The sequence below is a fragment of the Brevundimonas sp. genome, assembly GCF_016463485.1.
Classification (GTDB): Bacteria; Pseudomonadota; Alphaproteobacteria; order Caulobacterales; family Caulobacteraceae; genus Brevundimonas.
This window is the reverse complement of record NZ_JAEMRD010000055.1, coordinates 1-20,066: the sequence shown is the minus strand read 5'-3', so window position 1 is coordinate 20,066 and position 20,066 is coordinate 1. Positions and strand designations below refer to the sequence as shown.

Genomic DNA, 20,066 nt, shown 5'->3' with positions numbered 1-20,066 from the left:
CCTGTTCGGTCGGGGTGATGTCCGCGCCTTGAGCGAGCCCCGTCGCGTTACCGGCAGCCACCGGCGGGGGGGCGGGGTTCGCGGGCGTGATGATGGTCAGGCCGGTCGCGGGCGTGGCCGCGGCGTCGATCAGGGCGGGTGGGGCTGGAAAGTCCAGCCGCTCGGTCTGGGCACCGACCTGCAGAATCACGTGATCGACGTGGATGGACTGAACGACGGCACCGGTCGCCAGTGTCTGACCGGGGCTGACGGAGATGGCCGGAGCCTCGCCGACGGCGATCACGGCGCTGGACGCCTCGACCGGAACCGCCAGGAAGATCGCCTTGAGGATCAGCCCCCCGCCGGCCGCCTGGGTCGTGGCTGAGGCTCCGCCGAACGGCGACCAGGCGAGAATAGCGGGCAGGTCGGCCGGTGCCGCCGCCGAAGAGGGCGGGGCCGCGACCGCGATCCTGTCGCGGCCGTTGTCCAGCCCGGATAACCGCCAGAACACGCCTGCGGCCGCCGCCGCGACCGAGATCACGACCGCGAGGATCAGGATCTTCTGTGCCAGCGGCCCCTGTCGGGCGTCGAACAGACGATCGATAACGACGATGCGACGGATCATGCCGATCCGCCCTGTCGGTCTACGAAACCCGTCAGCTTCGCCGCCGCGCCGCGAGCGCCGACGGGGGTCACGCCGATGCTGACCATCGACAGGTCCGGGTCCTCGCTCGGCTTGACCGCAACATCTACCCGCCATGAGCGGCCCAACATGTCGACGCGGTCGGTGCTGTCGGTCGGCGTCCCACCGCGCAGGCTCAGCTCCGTCATCCGGTTCTCGGCGACCCACTGGGCGACGACGCGATTCTGCAGGCCGCGCACCTGATCGATGTGCGCCTCGGTCGCACCGACCAGACCGGCACCGGCGATGGCGAGGATCGCCAGGGCGACCAAGGCCTCCATCAGAGTGAAGCCGTCGCGACGGCGCGCGGAAAGTGAGATCATGTTGATCCCGCCCGGGTCGTCGCCGTCAGACCGTCGAAATCGACGGTCCAGCCGCCCCGTTCGTCGCCGATGGACAGGGCGATGGCGTTTCCGCCTCCATCTCCGTCCACGATCACCATTCCAGGCCCGTCGCCACTCAGGGTCAGCGTGCGCGGTAGGCGGTGCCGCCCTTCGCCCGTCACCGTCCAGCGCCCCGCGTTATCGGTCGTCATCAGTCCATAGCCTTCGGCGTCCCAGGACAGGGAGACCGGCCGCCGGCTTACCAGGGCATCGTCCACAGCCACGCCCAGTCGTGCGGCCAGAAGGTTCGCTTCGGTCCGGGCGTCGGCACCTTGTCGCGAAAGACCCATTCCAAGGACCACCATCGTCGTCAGCACGCCCACGATCGCCAGGGTGACCAGCATCTCGACCAGCGTGAAGCCGGCGTGGTGGTCACGATCCCTGCTTGCCGCCGGCCCGACCATACCTCAGCGATCCGACACGAGATCGGCGGCCAGGCCCTCGCCGCCGACCTTTCCATCCTTGCCGAGGCTCATAAGGTCGAACGGCCGCCCGCTACCCGGGCTCTTGTAGACATAGGCCGCGCCCCAGGGATCGACTGGAACCTCGGGCAGATAGCCCTCTTCCGACCAGTTGTTCGCGACCGGAGGCGTGCTCGGCCGATCGACCAGTGCGGCCAGACCCTGACCGGTCGTCGGATAGTCACCGTTATCCAGGCGATAGACCTTCAAGGCCGCCGAGATCGTGCGCAGATCGGTCTTGGCCACCGTCACCCGGGCCTGATCCGGCCGTCCGATGATGTTGGGCAGGATCATCAGGGCGACTACGGCGATGATCGCCAGCACCACGATCATTTCGATCAGAGTAAAGCCTGACCTCGGCGCGGTTTCTCGGCTATGGACCGTCCTGAACCTGTCTCGCCGACGCTTTGGCGTTCGTAACATCATGACCACCATCTACCTTAGCTTCGGGGGCTATGATGCCTGACTTGAAAAGTCCAGATGGGCCAAAAAACCTTCACAATAGCGGGTCTATCAAGGGTGTCTGGCAGTTGAGCCAAGAAGGTCTGGTTCTGGTGAATGTAAGTTGGGCGGGTGCCCCCGTGATCCTGGTCCCGACCGAAGATGTCCGGGTGCTTGTGCTCGACCTCCCGATGACCGGTCGCGCGCAGAGAGCGGCTGCCGTGCCCTTCGTGATCGAGGACCGGATCGCAGAGTCGCCCGAGCTGTCCCACACCGCCCTGGGCGAGGCAGTGGCTCCGGGACGCTATCTCGCCGGCGTCGTGCGGCACGATCGCATGGCGGCATGGTGTGCCGCTGCTGCTGAGTCTGGCCTCGGCGGAGCGGCCATGGTTCCCGACGCCCTGGCCTTGCCGGTTCCGGCTGCCGACGCCTGGGCGATCGCCGTGCAGGGCGCGCGCGCTCTTGTCCGGACGGGCGACGGTTCGGCTTTTGCGATCCCGGTCAGCGCGCTGGAAGCGATCTGGGACCAGGCGGGCCGCCCGGCGCTGTCTTCCTATGGCGAAGCGCTGCCGACAGGGATAGTCCATGACCCGATGGACGACGGCCTGACGATCTGGCCCGTGATGGCGGGGCCCGTGCCTCTGGACCTGCGTCAGGGAGGCTATGCGGCCGTTTCGACCAGCCGCTCCTGGTTGCGTCAGGCCGCGCTGGTCGTGGTGCTCGGTCTGGTCGCGCACGCCGGCCTGGTGACGATCGACACCCTGGGGTTGATGCGGTCCGCTGATAAAAAGCGCGCGTCCGTGGCCACTCTGGTGACCCAGGCGGGAGGGCCGCCCGGTGGCGATCTGGCGGCGACGGCCGAGGCGATGTTGCCCCGTCCGCCCGTGGCGCCGTCGGGCCTGACGCCACTGCTGGGCCGCGTCGCACGGGCGCTGCAGCCGCTAGGCCCATCGGTGACGCTGACCTCCGTCGTCTATGCGGGAGACGCGGGCCTGACGCTGGCCCTTGAAGCGTCGGATCCCGCGACCCTGCAACAGGCCCAGAGCGCGCTGGCCGGCGCTGGTCTCAATCCTGTGTCCAGCGGTGCGACGGTCGAAGGCGGCACGGCCCGCGACCGTATCGTGATCTCCGCCGGAGCCTCCGCATGAGCATGGCTATCGTGAACGCCGGTCGGGGCCTGGAGGTCTGGGTCGTTCGGGGCCGATCCTGGTGGCAGGATCGCCAGCCGCGCGAACGCGTGCTGATCCTGGGCCTTGCGATCCTTCTCGCCCTGGCCGTGATCGTCAACGGCGTGGTGCGGCCCCTGATCGAGGTGCGCCGGGAGGCCATGGCCGAGATCGCACTGTATGACGACCTGGAGGTTCGGCTTCGCGCGGCCGGGGCCAGTCTGAAGCCGCCGACCAACACCGCCGCCGGAGGCTCGCTCCAGACGGTCGCGACGATGACCGCATCCGAAGCCGCACTGCCGGTCCGCGAGATTGGGGAACAGGGCGACACGACCGTGGTGTCGCTGGACGGCGTCACCTTCGTCGCGCTGATGACCTGGGTCGATCGGCTGGAGGGGGAGCAGGGCGTGGTGGTGACTCAGGCCGATGTCGAACGCCAGACCGCACCCGGCATCGTCAACGCCCGCCTGACATTGGCCCGCCCATGACCGAACTGATTGTCGAAGACCTCATTGAGGTCCGGCCCAGCCCGCCCGAACTGACCTATGCATTCGCCCGTCAGCACGGGGTTATGATGGTCGATACGCCGACCGGGCCGACCTGTGTTCACCGTCGGCCCCTTGGGCTGGAGGCGCTTCTGGAGGTGCAGCGGCTGTTCGGCCCGCAAATCCGCTTCGCACCGTTGGAGGATGACGCCTTCGACCTGGCCCTGCGAGAGCGCTACCGCAGTCTGGCGGGCCAGTCGGCGGATTTCACCGTGGCTTCGGGCGACGATCTGGCCGCCCTGGCAGACTCCGCCGCCGCTGTGGATGACCTGCTGGACCAGCGCGACGACTCGCCGGTCATCCGGCTGATCAACGCCCTGCTGCTCGAGGCGGTAAGGGAAGGGGCCTCCGACATTCACATAGAGACCCAGGAAAAGCGGGTCGTGGTGCGGTTCCGGGTCGATGGCGTGCTGCGCGACATGATCCAGCCGGACCGGGCCCTGGCACCGCTGCTGGTCAGTAGGGTCAAGGTCATGGCCCACCTCGATATCGCCGATAAACGGGTGCCCCAGGATGGTCGGGTCAAGCTGAGGGTCGGTGGGCTGGACCTGGACGTCCGGGTCTCGACCATTCCTTCCCAGCATGGCGAACGGGTGGTGATGCGCCTGCTGGACCGCGACGCGACGCGGCTGGATCTCACCCGGCTGGGGTTGCGCACCCGCGACCTTGCGGCCATCGAGCGGATGATCGCCCGGCCGCACGGCATCGTCCTTGTCACCGGCCCCACCGGCTCCGGCAAGACGACGACCCTGTATGCGGCCCTGACCCGGCTGAACGACCGCCGCCGCAACATCATGACCATTGAAGATCCGGTCGAGTACGAGCTGGAGGGGATCGGCCAGACTCAGGTCAATGCTCGCATCGACATGACTTTTGCGCGCGGCCTGCGGGCCATCCTGCGCCAGGATCCGGACGTCATCATGGTCGGCGAAATCCGAGACCACGAGACCGCCGAGGTCGCCGTACGCTCCAGCATGACCGGACACCTGGTGCTGTCGACCCTGCACACCAACAGCGCGGTGGGCAGCGTCACCCGGCTGATCGACATGGGGGTCGAGCGCTATCTGCTGGCGCCGATGCTGGTCGGGCTGGTGGCCCAGAGGCTGGTGCGTCGGGTCTGTCCGCACTGCCGGGTTCAGCATGCGGCGACCCAGTCCGACCATGACCTGCTCGGCGGCGCGGTACCGGTCGGGGCCACGGTCTGGCGCGCGCGCGGCTGTGCCGAATGCCGCGACGAGGGCTACAAGGGCCGCCTGGGCATCTATGAGATCGTCGAGGTCGACGAGGCGTTTCAAGCCCTGATCCACGACGGCGCGTCCGAGGCCGACCTGACCCGCGTGGCCCGTCGTTCGGGTCCGGGTCTGATCGAGGACGGGGCCACGAAGATCCTCGAAGGCCTGACCACAATCGAGGAGGTCCTGCGCGTCGTGCAGGACGAAGGCTGAGCTGATGCCGGCCTACAGCTTCAAGGCCTATGACACCGGCGGCAAGGCCCAGCGCGGCGTGATCGAGGCGGCCAGTCCGGCTGGCGCGCGCAGGGCGTTGCGCGAGCGAAGCCTGATCCCGACCGAGGTTACTCCGGCCGCTTCAGCGACCGACCCCGGGCGGTCGAGCGCTAGCTCATTCCTGGCCGACCTGATGCGTCCGCGTGTCGGTGCCCGCGCCCTGGCCGCTCTGACGCGTCAGTTGTCGACCATGATCGGTAGTGGCATCCGCATCGAGGAGGCGCTGCGTATCCTCGGGATCCAGAACGCGAGCCGTCCCGAGGGACCGGTACTGAACGGGGTCCGAAGCGCGGTGCTCGAGGGCCGCAGCTTTGCGTCTGCCCTGGGCGAACACCCCCGGGTTTTTCCCGTCTTCTACCGCGCATCTGTCGCCGCGGGTGAGCAGTCGGGGAGGCTGGAGGAGGTGTTGTCGCACCTGACCGACTTCGTCGAACGTCGCGAGCGATCGCAGAAGAAGGTCCAGCTGGCCCTGATCTATCCGTCGCTGCTCGCCCTTGTATCCGTGCTCATCATCGGCCTGATGCTGGTGTTTGTCGTGCCCGATATCACGCGTGTGTTCGTTTCGCGCGGGGTTCAGCTGCCGCTCCTGACGCGGATGCTGATCGGTCTGAGCGCAGGAATTCAGAACTATGGCTGGATCGCGGGGCTGCTGGCGGTCGTGGGCGCGGTCGTGGCCCAGCGCTGGTTAGCTATCGAGGCGAACAGTATTCGGGTCGCCCGCTTCATCGCCCGTCGACCCCCGACCTCACGGTTCAGCCTTCAGTTGAACGCGGCCCGGTTCGCGGGCAGTCTGGCCACGTTGATCAGCAGCGGCGTTCCCTTGGTGGATGCGGTCAACTCGGCAGCGGCGGTGACGCCCAATGCCTGGTTGCGCGAACGGGCCCGGCTGGTCGGGGCGCGGGTTCGTGAAGGAGCCAGCCTTCAACGCGCCATGACCGAGGCGGACTGCTTTCCACCCATGCTGATCGCCGTGGTCGCCAGCGGCGAGGCCAGCGGTCGGCTCGGAGACGCCTTGGGCCGCGCCGCTCATGATCTGGATGCGGACACCGAGGCGCTCAGCGCCACCCTGGTCGCCTTGGTCGAGCCGGCCATCCTGTTGTTCATGGGCGGGGTTGTGCTGCTGCTGGTGCTGGCGATCCTGATGCCGATCGTCAACCTCAACAATCTGGCGGGGATGTAGGTTGGCTCAGAGCTGGGTTTCCATCACCGTCTGGCCAGCCAGAGCCGGCAGGATCGCGGCACCGGCGTCCAGTACCGTGACCTTCAGCCGGCCTTCTCGATCGATCGTCATCCGGGCCAGCCGGCCCTGCGCGGCGTTCGACGACAGCCAGGCGGATGTCCCGTTGACATCCATGGTCGACTGCCCGGACATGGGGGGCACGGGCAGCGAGCCGGCCCCGACGAGATTGCGCGCTGCACACGTTCCGGCACCGCTCCGGACGCGGCCCTCGGCTCCAGACCGGCGACCGGCCAGGACGATCCGGTCCAATTCGACCATGAAGGTCAGGTCGCAGCGAATGGGCAAATCCTTGGTCAGGGTGTCGATCAGCCCCGGCCCCGCCAACCCCGACATTTCTTCCAGCCTGACGGTCCCTGGTCGCCACAGTCCCGTTGCGGTCAGGTCGGTGGTACCGCCCCGCATCTGGACATCGCTGACGATCCCGAACCGCAGGAGCGAACTGACCGGGCGCACGCGCCAGGCCACGGCCGTCTGCCCGCCGATGGCGGCCTCACCCTTCCATATCGTGCCCACTGCGTTGGCCGCATTCAGACCGGCGAGCTTGAAAAGCAGGGCCGCCGGCATGGTGACGAGCAGAGCCAGCGAGAATGTGACAAGACCGATGATCGTGAACGTCACCGGTCCCATACGGCGCAGACGGTCGGCGAGGATGGACTGAAATGACACTCGATCGACGCCGTTGGCTTGGCCTCTCGACAGCAGCAGGGTTGGCATCTCTGATGTCTCCATTGTCGACCTGGGCGGCAGACGCTGCGCCCCGGGCGGCCTTGTTGTTACCGCTGACGGGCGGCTCCGCCGACCTCGCGCTCAGCATGACACGGGCGGCCGCCCTCGCGCAGCCCGCAGATCGAAAACAGCCGGAATTTCTCGTGCTGGATACGGGGGGCACGGCCGAGGGTGCAGCTCTGGCAACCGGCCGCGCCGTCGCCGGAGGCATCGGCCTGATCATGGGCCCCGTCTTTGCAGCGGAGGTCGGCTCCGTCGTGACGGCTGCTGCGGGTCTGCCGGTCCTGGCCTTTTCCAACGATGCTGCGGTCCGCGATACGGGTGCCTTCAGCCTCGGGATAACGGCGTCCCAGGGCGTGTCGGCAATCCTGGCCTATGCCCGCAGTCGGGGCATTCGCCGCGTCGCCGTGCTGACCGACGCCGAGGCATGGTCTGTCCAGTCCCTCACAGCCGCCCGCGCCCATGCGTCCAGGATCGGCGTGGAAATCTTCGAGGCGGACATCACCAGCCTCCCAGGTGCGGGAGAGGGGCTGGCCGGCCAACTGAGCACGGCGTCGGGCGGGAGTTTGCCGGACGCGGTCCTGGCTTGCCGTTCCGATCCCGCAACGATCGAGCTCTGCGGGCGGATCGTGGAACTGGGCATCCAGCTGCTGGGGCCGTCGTCGTGGTCGGAGGGAACGGGTGCTGTTCTCGGCACTGTGGAGGGGGCATGGTTCGCCGCACCCGATCCTGCCGCCTTCGCCAGCTTCGCCCAGACCTATGAGGCCAGGCACAGCAGTGCGCCGGGCCTGCTCGCGGCCCTGGCGTTCGATGCTGCGGGCATCGCTCGACGTCTGGATGCGGCGGGACGAGTGAGCCGCGACGGATTGCTGGCACCCGAAGGATTCCAGGGCGCACTCGGCGCCGTGCGCTTCACCGCCGACGGCGGCTGCGCACGTGAACTGGCGATCCAGGTGGTTTCGCAGGGAACAACGCGCGTGGTCGCCCGCGCGACCGGACAATGACCAAGGGGCACGCCCGAAAGCGAGCGGTCGCCAACGGGTTCACCCTGATCGAACTGCTGGTCGCCATGGCCCTGTTCGCGTTGATCTCGCTTGCCGGGTTCGCGATGCTGAGCGGGATCATCCGGACGCAGGAAAGGCTGGACGGCCGGCTGGAGCAGTTGGCTCAACTCCAGCGGGCCATGTACCTGATGACCCTGGATTTCGAGTCGATGACGCCGGCCCCGGTCGTCATCACCGCAGACTCCATCGCGTTCCAGCGCGCGCCCGCTGCGGCTGCGGGCGGGACGATGGCGGTGCGATATGGCGTGAAAGGTCGCGATCTCGTCCGTCAGGCCGGGGCGGGCGGCGAGCAGGTGCTGATCCGGGGCGTATCGGGCATCAGCCTGCGCTTTCTGGACCCGACCGGTGCCTGGGTGGTTCCCACACCCGCTGCGGCCATGGCTGCGGGGCTGTCGCCGGAGAGGCCGCGCGCCATAGAGGCGACACTGATCCTAAGCTCCGACGGCGGAGGACTGAGCGGACCGTTGCGTCGCGTCGTCGACCTGCCGAGGCTGCCATGATGTCGCGACAAGAATCACGCGAGGCGCGGTCGGGGCTGATCCTTGTCAATGTGCTGTTTATCGTGGCCCTGTCTGCTCTGGTCGTGCTGTTGATGGTCTCATCCCAGGCCGATGCGATCGATCGAACGGTCAAGCTGCGCGAGGCGTCGCAGGCGGGCGTGATCGCCCGATCGGGTGAGCTTTCGGCGGTCACAGCCCTGCGCCGCGACGCCGTGACCGCGCCCGAAACGGACAATGCGGCTGAACCGTGGGCTGCGATTCAGGAGCAGGACATAGCCATCGAAGGCGGGACATTCAGCCTGACCATCACGGACGACCAGGCGCGGTTCAATCTCAACACCGTGGCGAACGGTGGCCTGGTAACCGAGGACCGACTGGGCAAGATCCTGGCCGCCGTCGGTCTGCGTCCGGCCCTGCGCACGCCGATCATCGTCCTCGTGCGGGCCGGCGGTCCTTTGGCCGATCTGAATCAACTGACCACCGTGGGCCTGACGCCGGCCGAGATCGACACGCTGAGGTCACTCGTCACCGTCCTGCCGCAGGACACCGGCATCAACCTCAATACGGCGGACGAGCGGATGCTGGCCTTGCTGTTCGACAGTCCGATGACCGCCAGTCTGCTGGTTCGCACGCGTCAGAGGAACCGGGGCGCGCTGACGCCCCAGGATCTGGCCCGGCAGAGCATCTATGCCCCGCCCGGCGTCGGCTTCACCTCGAACTTCTTTCAGGTGACCTCAGAGGTCCAGGTCGGGGACACACGGCAAAGGATCGTCAGCTCGCTGATCAGGCAGTCCGGACGCCGCGGGCCCGAAGTCCTGGTCTATTCCCGGCGAAGGACCGCTACGGCCTCCGAGTAACGTGGCGGCATATTCGGGATAGGCAGGCCCCAGGTGTGGTCACAAGGCCAGGATATCGATGCCGAGCGCTGGGCCGTCGATCGCCAGGCCGGTGGACGTCGACGGGTCGTGACAAACCCATCCATCAAGGGACCCAAGCCTCGTCCCGTCCGAGGCGCGGTCGTCGATGATGGTTAGCGGTGAAAGGGCAATCAGGAGTGAGATGGAACCTGTCGGATGCCACGACCTGTTCGTTACCCGCTGGACCTGTGATCGATAAAGACTGCGTCGCCACATGACGTTGAGGTCAAGCACCGGTCCGCCGATGGGCAGGCCGTGACAGGCTCTGTCTCCGGGAAATGTCCAGGGCTCCGACCGCGCGTCCAGCGCAACGGATGTCTCGTCGCTGAAGTTCAGGCACAGGTATCCCTCGATCACGGTCAGGCAGCGATCCACGTCTGGGAACAGGGAGAATGGGCCGGGTTCGCGGACCTCCGCCATGCTGATGCGCCAGTCGAAATGGTCGAGCCCCGCCCCTGGAGGCCAGACCGCGATCTCGCGCGTGATGCCGCCGCCGTTCTTCCATGGGGTGGCGATCCGGTCGGCGGCCCGCAGAATGGTTGTGGTCATCCCAGGATGCCGGGCAGGTCCAGTCCTCGCTCGCGCGCCGTGTTCATGGCGATGTCGTAGCCCGCATCGGCGTGGCGCATGACGCCCGTCGCCGGGTCATTCCAGAGCACACGCGCAATCCGCTTCGCGGCCGCCTCCGTCCCGTCGCAGACGATGACCAGACCGGCGTGCTGGGAAAAGCCCATGCCGACCCCGCCGCCGTGGTGAAGCGACACCCAGGTGGCACCCGACGCCGTGCTGAGCAGGGCGTTCAGCAGGGGCCAGTCCGAGACCGCGTCCGAACCGTCCCGCATCGCCTCGGTCTCGCGGTTGGGCGAGGCAACGGATCCGGAATCCAGATGATCGCGGCCGATGACGATCGGACCCTTCAGTTCACCGCTCGCAACCATCTCGTTGAAGGCCAGGCCCAGTCGATCGCGGTCGCCCAGACCGACCCAGCAGATGCGGGCGGGTAGACCCTGGAACTTGATCCTGGCGGCCGCCATGTCGAGCCAGTTGTGGAGGTGCGGATTGTCGGGGATCAACTCCTTCACCTTTGCGTCGGTTTTGGCGATGTCCTCGGGATCGCCGGACAGGGCCACCCAGCGGAACGGACCGATGCCTCGACAAAACAGCGGGCGGATATAGGCGGGCACGAAGCCGGGGAAGTCGAACGCGTTCGTGACGCCCGCCTCCCTGGCCATCTGGCGGATGTTGTTGCCGTAATCGACGGTGGGGACGCCCGCCGCTTGAAAATCAAGCATGGACTGGACGTGTTCGGCCATTGAAGCGCGGGCGGCCTGTTCGACCTGATCGGGGGCCTGGGCGCGCATGGCGGCCCATCGGTCCAGTGTCCAGCCCTTGGGCAGATAGCCGTTGATGGGATCGTGGGCCGAGGTCTGATCGGTCAACAGGTCAGGCCGGACACCGCGCCGGAACAGTTCGGGCAGAAGTTCGGCGGCATTGCCCAGCAGGCCGACCGAGATCGGCGTGTTCGCTTCGCAGGCTGCGCGGATCAGGACCAGGGCCTCGTCGAGATCCTCGGTCGCCTGATCCAGATAGCCGGTGCGCAGCCGCATGGCGATACGGGTCGGGTCGCACTCGATGGCGAGACATGACGCCCCCGCCATGACGGCGGCGAGGGGTTGCGCACCGCCCATGCCACCCAGACCTGCAGTCAGCAGCCAGCGACCCGACAGGTCTCCGCCGTAGTGCTGGCGACCCATCTCTACGAAGGTTTCATAGGTGCCCTGAACGATCCCCTGGGCGCCGATGTAGATCCAGGACCCGGCCGTCATCTGGCCATACATGGCCAGACCTTTGCGATCGAGCTCGTTGAAATGCTCCCACGTCGCCCAGTGGGGAACGAGGTTTGAGTTGGCCAGCAGAACGCGCGGCGCATCGGCGTGGGTGCGGAAGACCCCGACCGGCTTGCCCGACTGGATCAGCAGGGTCTCGTCGTCCTCGAGCCGGCGCAGGGTATCGACGATAGTGTCGAAACTCTTCCAGTCGCGGGCGGCGCGGCCGATGCCCCCATAGACGACCAGTTCCTCGGGCCGTTCGGCGACGTCGGGATCGAGGTTGTTCATCAGCATCCGCAGGGCCGCCTCGGTCAGCCAGCTCTTGCAGGTGCGGTCCGGACCGGTCGCGGCGCGGATGACGCGGGTGGGATCGTTGCGGTTCATGGCTGGCTCCCGGCGCGGGCGAAGGTCAGGCAGGCGGTAAGAACATCGGTCAGGACAGCCCGCATCGGTGCCGCCTGTTCGAGACGGTAGGGGGAGGGCCAGGTCGCGGACGTGGGGGCCTCGGCCGGGTCATGCATGTATCCGCGACAGGCCAGTTCCATCTGGATGGCGTGGACGCCCTTGTCAGGCTCGCCGTAGTGACGGGTGATCCAGCCGCCGCGGAACCGCCCGTTGGTCACACGGCTGAACGGACCCGCGTCACAGGCCGCCTCGACAGCGCGGGTCAGGGCCGGGTCACAGGAGGTGTCGCCGTTCGTGCCGATGTTCAGATTGGGAAGCACGCCCTCGAACAGAGACGGCACCACGGACCGGATCGAGTGGGCGTCATAAAGGACGATGTGATCGTGCAGCCCCCGCAGGCGGGCGATCTCCTCGCTCAGGGCTGCGTGGTAGGGGTCGAACCAGGCCTCGCGACGTCGCGCGATCTCGGACTCTGTCGGCGAGCCCGCCGCATAGAGGGGCTGCCCGTCGAACGTCTCGGTCGGGCAAAGGCCGGTGGTGAACTGGCCGGGATAGAGGGAGGCACCGGACGGGTCGCGGTTCACGTCGATGACGCTGCGGCTTACGGCAGTGCGAACGGTCGTCGCGCCCATGTCTCTGGCGAAATCATAGATTTTGTCGATCCACCAGTCGGCATCACGCGTTGCCAGCCACGGCGAGACGAACGCGTCGGCCAGCTCAGGCGGAAGGTCGAAGCCCGTGTGAGGCAGGCTGACGATCAGGGGCGCGCCGCCGCGATGGACCTCCAGCCAGTCCATCAGCAGACCCCCGGAAGGGAATGGTCCGCCGCCGCAACAACTGCGCCCGATCGCACCAGGCCGAGTGCAGCGTCTATGTCGGGATGGAAATGGCGATCTTCGTCGAGATGGGAAACCTGGTCCCGCAGGGCATTTCGGACCGCTTCTAGCGATGTGCTGGATCGCAGGGGGCGGTGAAAGTCGCAGCCTTGGGCGGCGGCGAGCAGCTCGATGGCGACGACCGCGTTTGCGGACTCGACCATGGCCAGCAGACGGCGCGCGCCGTGGGCTGCCATGGAGACGTGATCCTCCTGATTGGCCGAGGTCGGGATGGAATCGACGCTGGCCGGATAGGCTTTCTGCTTGTTCTCGGACACCAGAGCGGCAGCGGTGACCTGCGGGATCATGAAGCCGGAGTTGAGCCCTGGCCGGGCGGTCAGGAAGGCGGGCAGACCTGACAGGGCGGGGTCCACCAGCATCGCGATACGGCGCTCCGACAGCGAGCCGATCTCGCAGACGGTCAGCGCAATCATGTCGGCGGCGAAGGCGACGGGCTCGGCGTGGAAATTGCCGCCGGACAGGGCTTCGTCGGTGTCGGGGAAGATCAGGGGGTTGTCGCTGACACCGTTGGCCTCGATCGACAGCGTCGTCGCCGCCTGACGCAGGACGTCGAGCGCGGCCCCCATGACCTGGGGCTGGCAGCGCAGGCAATACGGATCCTGAACCCGCTCGTCATCGACGGCATGGGAGGCACGGATGGCGGAGCCGTCCATGAGTGTGCGTAGGGCAGCGGCGGTCTCGATCTGACCGACATGGCGACGCAGGGCGTGGATACGCGGATCGAATGGCGTGTCCGAACCCTTGGCCGCCTCGGTCGACAGGGCACCTGTGACCAGGGCGCTCTGGAACAGGGTTTCGGCACCGAATAGGGCCGCGAGTGCGTTGGCGGTCGAGAATTGGGTGCCGTTCAGCAACGCCAGTCCTTCTTTCGGACCCAGCGTCAACGGAACCAGACCGGCTGCGCCCAGCGCGTCGGCGGCCGGCCTGCGGACGCCGTCGACCTCGATCTCGCCGACGCCGATCATCGCGGCCGCCATGTGGGCGAGGGGGGCGAGGTCGCCTGACGCCCCAACCGAGCCCTGACAAGGAATGACGGGCGTCAGGCCCCGCACGATCAGGGCCTCCAGCAAGGCGATGGTCGCGGGCTGCACGCCGGATGCGCCCTGGGCCAGGCTGGCCAGCTTCAGCGCGAGCATCAGGCGGATGACCGGCGTGGGCGAAGGCTCGCCGACGCCCGCCGCGTGGGACAGCACGATATTGCGTTGCAGCGTCGCCAGGTCGCCGGCCTCGATCCGGATCCCGGCCAGCTTTCCAAAGCCCGTGTTGATCCCATAGACCGGCTCGCCACGCGCCAGGATGCGTTCGACGGCGGCGGCGCTGGCGCGGATCGGTTCGGCGGCATCGGGGTGCAGGGTCGCGGATGCGCCGCGATAGATGGCGCGCCAGTCGGTCAGGCTGACCTCGCCAGGACGCATCACAATGTCTTCGGTGACAGGCGCTGTGCTCATAGGCCTCTCCAGACGCGGGCATGGAGCGGATTGAAGCCCATGCGATAGACCAGTTCGGCCGGCCGTTCGATATCCCAGATCGCGAGGTCGCAGTGTTTGCCGACCTCCAGCGTGCCGACGTCGTCGATCTGACCAAGGGCGCGGGCGGCTTCACGGGTGACCCCGGCCAGGCATTCCTCGACCGTCATCCGGAACAGGGTCGCCGCCATGTTCATCGTCAGTAGCAGCGACGTCAGAGGCGAGGTGCCGGGGTTGCAGTCGGTGGCCAAGGCAATCGGCACGCCGGCACGCCTCAGGGCTTCGATTGGAGGCAGGCGGGTCTCGCGCATGAAATAGTAGGCACCCGGCAGCAGGGTTGCGACGACGCCCGACATGGCCATGGCGGCGATCCCGGCGTCGTCGAGATATTCCAGATGGTCGGCGGACAGGGCCCCGAACTCGGACGCCAGCGCAGCGCCATGCTGGTTCGACAACTGTTCGGCGTGCAGCTTGACGGGCAACCCGTGGGCGCGTGCGGCATCGAACACGCGGCGGGTCTGGGCCAGGGTGAAGCCGATGCCTTCGCAGAACGCGTCCACGGCGTCGATCAGGCCCTCGGCGGCAAGGGTCGGGATCATCTCGCGACAGATCAGGTCGATATAGCCGTCGGCGTCGCCCGCGAACTCGGGCGGCAGGGCATGGGCACCGAGGAAGGTCGTGCGGATCGACATGGGCCGGAGTTCACCCAGACGTCGGGCGGCCTCAAGCGTACGCCGCTCGTGTTCCAGCGACAGGCCGTACCCCGACTTGATCTCGACAGTCGTTGCACCCTCGCCAATCAGGGCGTCGAGCCGGGGCAGGGCGGTGGCGATCAGGCCCGCCTCGTCGAGCGCGCGCGTGGCCTTGACCGTAGAGGCGATGCCGCCGCCTGTGCGAGCGATCTCTTCATAGGTCGCACCGTCCAGACGCAGTTCGAACTCTTGCGCGCGGTCGCCGCCGTGGATCAGATGGGTGTGGGGGTCGATCAACCCCGGCGTGATCCAGCGACCCGCGCAATCGATGGTGCTCGCGGAGTTCAGGGCAGGGGCGTCCGGCGCCGGACCGGCATACAGGATGCGGCCGTCCCGCGATGCCACAAGGCCGTGGTCGACGACGCCGAGCCCCGGCAACGCGGGAGCCAGGGTCGCGAGTCGGGCATTGGTCCAGACGCGATCGCAATCCACCCTCAGCCCTCCTGTCTCGAGACCAGGAATCGCTAGGCGACCGGCTCAATATTGTATAGACATATTGCAGACCGATGAGGATTGTCCAGTGACAGTCGATGCCCCGATGACCGGACCGGACAACGCCTCGCCGCAGGACTGGCTGTGGTTTGAGCAGGCTCTTCTCGACACGGGGTGGGCGCGGTCGGTTCGCATAGGTCTTCGCCATGGGCTCATCGACAGCATCGTGACCGATGTCGCGGCCGCGACCGATGATGCGGTCCATGCGACTGGGCTGCCGGGTCTGGCCAACCTTCACAGCCATGCCTTTCAGCGGGGAATGGCGGGTCTGGCCGAAGTTCGCGGACCCTCGCAGGACAGCTTCTGGACCTGGCGTGAGACCATGTACCGGTTCGTAGATCGCCTGAGGCCCGATGAGGTCGCGGCCATCGCGGCCATGGCCTTCGTCGAAATGCTGGAGGGCGGGTTCACCCGGGTGGCGGAGTTCCACTATCTGCATCACGACATCGACGGTCGGCCCTATGCCAACCCCGGAGAGATGGCCGAGGCGATTGCGGCGGCAGCCGCGCAGGCGGGGATCGGCCTGACCCTGCTACCGGTCTTTTATGCCCATTCCGGTTTCGGCGGCGCGGAGCCGGTCGATGCCCAGCGCAGGTTTATCAATGATCTGGACGGGTTTCAGCGCCTGCTCCAGGACAGCGGTCGCGCGACCTCAAACCTGGCCGACGCCGTTATCGGCGTCGCCCCCCACAGTCTTCGCGCCGTTACCGGCGAGGAGTTGCGCGCTGTCTGCGCGATGTCCGGCGGCCCGATCCATGTTCACATCGCCGAACAGGTTCGGGAGGTCGAGGATTGTCTGGCCTGGTCGAGCGCGCGGCCGGTCGATCTGTTGTTCGACACGGTCGAGGTCGATCGCCGCTGGTGCCTGGTCCACGCCACCCACGCCTCGCCCGCCGAGTTGCGACGCATGGCGGCCAGTGGTGCGGTGGCGGGCCTGTGTCCGATCACGGAGGCCAATCTGGGCGACGGTGTCTTCCCGGCGGGGGATTATCTGGCGGCAGGCGGTGTCTGGGGCGTCGGGTCGGATTCCAACGTGTCCATCAGCGCTGGTCAAGAGCTGCGGATGCTCGAATATTCCCAACGGTTGATGCAGCGGTCACGCAACGTCATGGCCGACCCGGCAGGTGGCTCCACCGGCGCAGCAATGGTGCGGGCCGCGCTGGCCGGCGGTTCACAGGCCTCTGGAACCGAAGTCATCACCGGCCTCGGCTTAGGCCAGGTCGCCGACATCATCGCCCTGGCGGCTCCTGACGGCAGCGCCGCGCTGCCTGGAGATCGCGCTCTTGATCATTGGATATTCGTTGCAGGCGACCGATCCGTCGACGCCGTCTGGCGGCGGGGCAGGCAGGTTGTCCAGGAGGGTCGCCACGTCGCCCGCCCTGACATTGTTCGTCGTTACGGCAGAGCGCTGTCCCGGGTGCTGAGCGACGCATGACGCCGGCCGAACCGACGTTGCACAAGCGGATCCGGTCCGAAATCTCGGAGCGGATCCTGTCGGGCCAGTGGCCGTCTGGATATCGGATTCCGACCGAGCACGACCTGATGGTCGAATACGGCTGCTCGCGGATGACGGTCAGCAAGGCCTTGGCACCACTGGTCGATGAGGGCCTGATCGTGCGTCGCCGCCGTGCCGGAACCTTCGTCGCCCGGCCGCCGATTCATTCGGCGGTCCTGGACATCCCCGACATCCAGACCGAGATCATGGGCCGTGGTGAGCCCTATGGCTATGTACTCCTGTCGCGAACGATCAGGGTCTCGAGCCAGGATGACGACGAAGCATTGGACCGTGCGGTATCGGGGCCGGTGCTTGTGCTGGAATGTCTGCATCTGGCCAGTGGACGACCGTTCGCACATGAAGCGCGCCTTATCAGTCTGAGCGCTGTGCCTGACGCGGAGGAGGTTGACTTCGGAATGACTCCACCCGGAGCCTGGCTCCTGGGATCCGTTCCGTGGACAGAGGCCGAGCACAGTATCAGCGCGGTCAATCCGTCCAGGGCTACGGCCAAAAAGTTGTCGATCGAGACTTCTGTCGCCTGCCTTTGCCTGCAAAGACGAACCTGGCGAGGCCGGGACCCGGTTACGCACGTCCATCTGACGTTTCCGGGTGAAGCCTATGATCTGGTCGCCCGGTTCACCCCGCGCGGCGATAAGGATTGACGTGCAGCGCCCGGCGATCCGCAGGCCTCTATGTTCCTGGCAGTGCTTTGGAAGTGGCCTTTAGTCCGGTGTTAGTCGGGCACTACGCGGCTTGTGCAATCGTCTGGGGCAACAGCGACCCAACCACCAAACGGGACAGCATTCGCCCTTCCATCGGAATGATGGCATCGACGAATTGTTCGTTGGCGTCGGAGCCCATCGCGGGCGGGTCCTGGAGCAGGTTGGCGGCTAGCTGAAAAGTTTCCTGCACGCCGTCCACCAGCATGCCGGCCATGCGAGTGCCGTGCTGGACCACCACGATCACGTGGCGCGACGAAGGCTCGGTCCGGCCGAGGCCCAGGCGACAACGCAGGTCCAGCACGGGCATGACGGCCCCCCGCAAGTTGATGACGCCCAGGATATAATCCGGCGTCTGGGGCATGGGGGTGGTCGGGGTCCAGCCTCTGATCTCCCGCACCGAACGGACGTCGATGCAGTATTCCTGGCCCCCGATCTCGAACGAGATCAGTTCCAGCATGCCGCCGGAACCGGCAGCGTCGATCGCAGGCGGTGCCATTCTAGAACTGCTCCCATTCGGACGTTTTCAACGCGGTATTGCCGATCGAACGTGGCACCGCTCGCCTTGCCGGGATGGAAGGTACGCTCGCCCTTGCGAACGCCTCGATCCGGCCGCGCGCTTCAAGGACCGGGTTGTTGGTGGAACCACGGCCCTCAAGGGCTGATCCGGTATTGAATCGTCTGACCCGTTCAGCCAACTGGCCCGCCTCGGACTGAAGGATTCCGGCGGCGGCCGTCGTTTCTTCAACCATGGCCGCGTTCTGCTGCGTAACCTGGTCCATCTGATTGATGGCCGAGTTGACCTGCGCGAGCGCCGTCGACTGCTCCTGGGCGGAAGCGGCAATCTCGGCAATCAGGCCGTCCATTTCGGCGACTCTACCGGCGATCGTTGCCAGCGCCGCACCTGTATCGTCCACCAGCTTCACGCCTTTGGAAACCTGTGACGTCGAGGCCGAAATCAAGGCCTTGATCTCCTTGGCCGCCGTCGCGGATCGCTGGGCCAGGGCCCTGACTTCCTGCGCGACCACAGCGAAGCCACGACCGGCGTCCCCTGCGCGGGCCGCCTCGACGCCCGCGTTCAGGGCCAGAAGGTTGGTCTGGAAGGCGATCTCGTCGATGACGCCGATGATCTGGCCGATCTCGTTGGAACTCTGCTGGATTTCGCCCATGGCGGTTACCGCCTCCCGGACCACCAGACCGGACTTTTCAGCGTCGGCACGGGTGCCGCTGGCGACGCTCGCCGCCTGAAGGGCCCCGGCCGCGCTGCGTTTGACCGTCGCAGTGATCTGATCCAGTGCCGCCGCGGTTTCTTCGAGGCTGGCGGCCTGCTGCTCGGTGCGTCGCGACAGGTCATCGGAGGCTCCAGCGATCTCGTCGGAACCGTTGCGGATCGAGCTCACGCTCTGCAAGACCTCATCCAGGGTGGCCCGAAGACTTTCAATGGCCCCGTTGAAATCACCCTGAACAGTCTTGTGTGTACCCGTTCGATCGCCCTCGATCCTGACAGTCAGATCTCCGTCGGACAGGCGGCTGAGGCTGTCTGCCAGGGTGCGGACGAGATCCAATTGAGTCTCTTCAGCGTGTTTGCGTGCCTCTTCCCTGCGAGCGGATTCCTGTTCTGCCTGAGTAATATCGACGGCCACTTTCATGACCTTGTAGGCCTTGCCGCTGGCATCAAGGACGGGATTATACGAGGCCTGTATCCAGACCTCGCGACCACCCTTCGCCAGGCGACGGAATTTTTGAGAGGCGAACTGGCCGTCTCGCAGCTTCTGCCAGAATTCTCGATAGCCGTCGGTGGCGGCCTCTTCAGGATCCATGAAGATACTGTGGTGGCGACCGATGATCTCGGCCGCCGAGTATCCCATTGCTGACAGAAAGTTCTCGTTTGCTGTCAGGATATTACCATCGAGGTTGAACTCGATGGTGGCCTGGGATCGGGAGATCGAATCCAGCTTGTTTTCGAGATCCCGTTTGTCTCGCGCGGCAATGGCGTCCACCTTTTTGCTGCGACCAAACATCCTGATTTCTCCGAACCCGCGGCCACATAGCGCCTATTATAGTTGACGTAAGGTAAAAACCTTAACGACGATCTAACCGTCGGTTGCTTGTCGGCGTAAGTTTGCGATTGGATCGCCGGACAGGCCGGGTGTGGCTCCAGTGGGAGTTTCAAAGGCTTGATTTGTAACGGGTACTGGACCTGATACTGTTTGAATTCTTCACACCTAAAGGTTGCTTGAAGGGCCTGGTGGCTGCGCAGATCGGGCTCTTGCCGACAGCATCAACCCCAGTTTGGACTGCGGTCTGACAACTTTCCGGCAGTCTCGACCACCCCATCGCGCCGCAACCCGCTGTAGGCCGCCGTCACCGTGTCCCGGAACCGCTCATCGGCCGCCAGCGTGG

At 66.5% G+C, this 20,066-nt stretch carries 21 protein-coding genes; 9 read left to right on the top strand and 12 right to left on the bottom strand.

Translation table 11 applies throughout. The features are described 5' to 3' along the window. The 4 genes from JHC99_RS09800 to gspG all read right to left on the bottom strand — a co-directional run. The coding region (locus JHC99_RS09800; RefSeq protein WP_292153767.1) for a type II secretion system protein N at positions 1-604 on the bottom strand (604 nt) is incomplete at its 3' end. Beyond that, positions 601-984, bottom strand: coding sequence for a type II secretion system minor pseudopilin GspI (gspI, locus tag JHC99_RS09795; protein WP_292153765.1), 384 nt, complete (start codon positions 982-984; stop codon positions 601-603). The genes gspI and JHC99_RS09800, both read right to left, overlap by 4 nt. Then, positions 981-1,448, bottom strand: a complete 468-nt coding sequence (locus JHC99_RS09790; RefSeq protein WP_292153763.1) for a prepilin-type N-terminal cleavage/methylation domain-containing protein — start codon at positions 1,446-1,448, stop codon at positions 981-983. The genes gspI and JHC99_RS09790 overlap by 4 nt, the downstream gene beginning before the upstream one ends. Before the next feature lie 3 nt (positions 1,449-1,451). Then, entirely contained in the window at positions 1,452-1,928 is a 477-nt protein-coding gene (gene gspG / locus JHC99_RS09785) for a type II secretion system major pseudopilin GspG (protein WP_292153771.1), read from the bottom strand. 107 nt (positions 1,929-2,035) lie between these two features. Between gspG and gspL the strand changes: the two genes are divergently transcribed. Genes gspL through JHC99_RS09765 form a run of 4 tightly spaced genes read left to right on the top strand, consistent with a single transcriptional unit; the run spans position 2,036 to position 6,342 of the window. Then, entirely contained in the window at positions 2,036-3,094 is a 1,059-nt protein-coding gene (gspL, locus tag JHC99_RS09780) for a type II secretion system protein GspL (RefSeq protein ID WP_292153761.1), read from the top strand. Beyond that, positions 3,091-3,600 (top strand): type II secretion system protein GspM, encoded by a 510-nt coding sequence (gene gspM / locus JHC99_RS09775; RefSeq protein WP_292153760.1) that lies wholly within the window; start codon positions 3,091-3,093, stop codon positions 3,598-3,600. Before gspL ends, gspM begins: the two co-directional genes overlap by 4 nt. Further along, a complete protein-coding gene (gspE, locus tag JHC99_RS09770) occupies positions 3,597-5,102 on the top strand; it encodes a type II secretion system ATPase GspE (protein WP_292153758.1) in 1,506 nt (501 codons plus the stop codon). The genes gspM and gspE overlap by 4 nt, the downstream gene beginning before the upstream one ends. Before the next feature lie 4 nt (positions 5,103-5,106). After that, positions 5,107-6,342, top strand: a complete 1,236-nt coding sequence (locus JHC99_RS09765) for a type II secretion system F family protein (protein WP_292153756.1) — start codon at positions 5,107-5,109, stop codon at positions 6,340-6,342. Between the two features lie 6 nt (positions 6,343-6,348). Here JHC99_RS09765 and JHC99_RS09760 read toward each other — a convergent pair whose 3' ends face one another. After that, complete coding sequence (locus tag JHC99_RS09760) at positions 6,349-7,116, bottom strand: hypothetical protein (RefSeq protein WP_292153754.1); 768 nt, start codon at positions 7,114-7,116, stop codon at positions 6,349-6,351. Between JHC99_RS09760 and JHC99_RS09755 the strand changes: the two genes are divergently transcribed. Genes JHC99_RS09755 through JHC99_RS09745 form a run of 3 tightly spaced genes read left to right on the top strand, consistent with a single transcriptional unit; the run spans position 7,062 to position 9,549 of the window. Beyond that, positions 7,062-8,132 (top strand): penicillin-binding protein activator, encoded by a 1,071-nt coding sequence (locus JHC99_RS09755; RefSeq protein ID WP_366927768.1) that lies wholly within the window; start codon positions 7,062-7,064, stop codon positions 8,130-8,132. The two genes, JHC99_RS09760 and JHC99_RS09755, sit on opposite strands and share 55 nt — an antisense overlap. Then, entirely contained in the window at positions 8,129-8,692 is a 564-nt protein-coding gene (locus JHC99_RS09750; RefSeq protein ID WP_292153750.1) for a prepilin-type N-terminal cleavage/methylation domain-containing protein, read from the top strand. The genes JHC99_RS09755 and JHC99_RS09750 overlap by 4 nt, the downstream gene beginning before the upstream one ends. Then, positions 8,692-9,549 (top strand): type II secretion system protein GspK, encoded by an 858-nt coding sequence (locus tag JHC99_RS09745; protein WP_292153748.1) that lies wholly within the window; start codon positions 8,692-8,694, stop codon positions 9,547-9,549. The genes JHC99_RS09750 and JHC99_RS09745 overlap by 1 nt, the downstream gene beginning before the upstream one ends. Positions 9,550-9,588: 39 nt before the next feature. Here JHC99_RS09745 and JHC99_RS09740 read toward each other — a convergent pair whose 3' ends face one another. The 5 genes from JHC99_RS09740 to hutI are packed head-to-tail and all read right to left on the bottom strand — an operon-like array spanning position 9,589 to position 15,389. Next, a complete protein-coding gene (locus tag JHC99_RS09740) occupies positions 9,589-10,158 on the bottom strand; it encodes a HutD family protein (protein WP_292153745.1) in 570 nt (189 codons plus the stop codon). Beyond that, a complete protein-coding gene (gene hutU, locus JHC99_RS09735; protein ID WP_292153743.1) occupies positions 10,155-11,822 on the bottom strand; it encodes a urocanate hydratase in 1,668 nt (555 codons plus the stop codon). Before hutU ends, JHC99_RS09740 begins: the two co-directional genes overlap by 4 nt. Next, on the bottom strand, positions 11,819-12,640 hold the full coding sequence (gene hutG, locus JHC99_RS09730) for an N-formylglutamate deformylase (RefSeq protein ID WP_292153741.1): 822 nt from the start codon (positions 12,638-12,640) through the stop codon (positions 11,819-11,821). Before hutG ends, hutU begins: the two co-directional genes overlap by 4 nt. After that, complete coding sequence (gene hutH / locus JHC99_RS09725) at positions 12,640-14,199, bottom strand: histidine ammonia-lyase (RefSeq protein ID WP_292153770.1); 1,560 nt, start codon at positions 14,197-14,199, stop codon at positions 12,640-12,642. The genes hutG and hutH overlap by 1 nt, the downstream gene beginning before the upstream one ends. Beyond that, complete coding sequence (gene hutI, locus JHC99_RS09720) at positions 14,184-15,389, bottom strand: imidazolonepropionase (protein ID WP_292153740.1); 1,206 nt, start codon at positions 15,387-15,389, stop codon at positions 14,184-14,186. The genes hutH and hutI overlap by 16 nt, the downstream gene beginning before the upstream one ends. Positions 15,390-15,477: 88 nt before the next feature. Here hutI and JHC99_RS09715 point away from each other — a divergent pair, with 88 nt between their 5' ends. Both JHC99_RS09715 and hutC read left to right on the top strand, forming a co-directional pair. Next, positions 15,478-16,884: a formimidoylglutamate deiminase gene (locus tag JHC99_RS09715; RefSeq protein ID WP_366927767.1), complete on the top strand. Its 1,407-nt coding sequence runs from the start codon at positions 15,478-15,480 to the stop codon at positions 16,882-16,884. Continuing rightward, the gene (gene hutC, locus JHC99_RS09710) at positions 16,881-17,606 is read left to right on the top strand and encodes a histidine utilization repressor (RefSeq protein ID WP_292153737.1); all 726 of its coding nucleotides are present in this window, start codon (positions 16,881-16,883) and stop codon (positions 17,604-17,606) included. Before JHC99_RS09715 ends, hutC begins: the two co-directional genes overlap by 4 nt. Before the next feature lie 82 nt (positions 17,607-17,688). On the opposite strand, the gene JHC99_RS09705 is transcribed toward hutC, so the two are convergent. Together JHC99_RS09705 and JHC99_RS09700 are read right to left on the bottom strand one after the other, a co-directional pair. Next, positions 17,689-18,162, bottom strand: coding sequence for a chemotaxis protein CheW (locus JHC99_RS09705; RefSeq protein ID WP_292153735.1), 474 nt, complete (start codon positions 18,160-18,162; stop codon positions 17,689-17,691). Between the two features lies 1 nt (position 18,163). Then, positions 18,164-19,684 (bottom strand): PAS domain-containing methyl-accepting chemotaxis protein, encoded by a 1,521-nt coding sequence (locus JHC99_RS09700; protein WP_292153733.1) that lies wholly within the window; start codon positions 19,682-19,684, stop codon positions 18,164-18,166. Positions 19,685-20,066: the final 382 nt, after the last annotated feature.

Coding starts and splice junctions, on each gene's coding strand:
- gspI (WP_292153765.1), bottom strand. CDS start 984: ATGATCTCACTTTCCGCGCGCCGTCGCGACGGCTTCACTCTGATGGAG.
- JHC99_RS09790 (WP_292153763.1), bottom strand. CDS start 1,448: ATGGTCGGGCCGGCGGCAAGCAGGGATCGTGACCACCACGCCGGCTTC.
- gspG (WP_292153771.1), bottom strand. CDS start 1,928: ATGTTACGAACGCCAAAGCGTCGGCGAGACAGGTTCAGGACGGTCCAT.
- gspM (WP_292153760.1), top strand. CDS start 3,091: ATGAGCATGGCTATCGTGAACGCCGGTCGGGGCCTGGAGGTCTGGGTC.
- gspE (WP_292153758.1), top strand. CDS start 3,597: ATGACCGAACTGATTGTCGAAGACCTCATTGAGGTCCGGCCCAGCCCG.
- JHC99_RS09765 (WP_292153756.1), top strand. CDS start 5,107: ATGCCGGCCTACAGCTTCAAGGCCTATGACACCGGCGGCAAGGCCCAG.
- JHC99_RS09755 (WP_366927768.1), top strand. CDS start 7,062: ATGACACTCGATCGACGCCGTTGGCTTGGCCTCTCGACAGCAGCAGGG.
- JHC99_RS09760 (WP_292153754.1), bottom strand. CDS start 7,116: ATGCCAACCCTGCTGCTGTCGAGAGGCCAAGCCAACGGCGTCGATCGA.
- JHC99_RS09750 (WP_292153750.1), top strand. CDS start 8,129: ATGACCAAGGGGCACGCCCGAAAGCGAGCGGTCGCCAACGGGTTCACC.
- JHC99_RS09745 (WP_292153748.1), top strand. CDS start 8,692: ATGTCGCGACAAGAATCACGCGAGGCGCGGTCGGGGCTGATCCTTGTC.
- JHC99_RS09740 (WP_292153745.1), bottom strand. CDS start 10,158: ATGACCACAACCATTCTGCGGGCCGCCGACCGGATCGCCACCCCATGG.
- hutU (WP_292153743.1), bottom strand. CDS start 11,822: ATGAACCGCAACGATCCCACCCGCGTCATCCGCGCCGCGACCGGTCCG.
- hutG (WP_292153741.1), bottom strand. CDS start 12,640: ATGGACTGGCTGGAGGTCCATCGCGGCGGCGCGCCCCTGATCGTCAGC.
- hutC (WP_292153737.1), top strand. CDS start 16,881: ATGACGCCGGCCGAACCGACGTTGCACAAGCGGATCCGGTCCGAAATC.
- JHC99_RS09705 (WP_292153735.1), bottom strand. CDS start 18,162: ATGGCACCGCCTGCGATCGACGCTGCCGGTTCCGGCGGCATGCTGGAA.
- JHC99_RS09700 (WP_292153733.1), bottom strand. CDS start 19,684: ATGTTTGGTCGCAGCAAAAAGGTGGACGCCATTGCCGCGCGAGACAAA.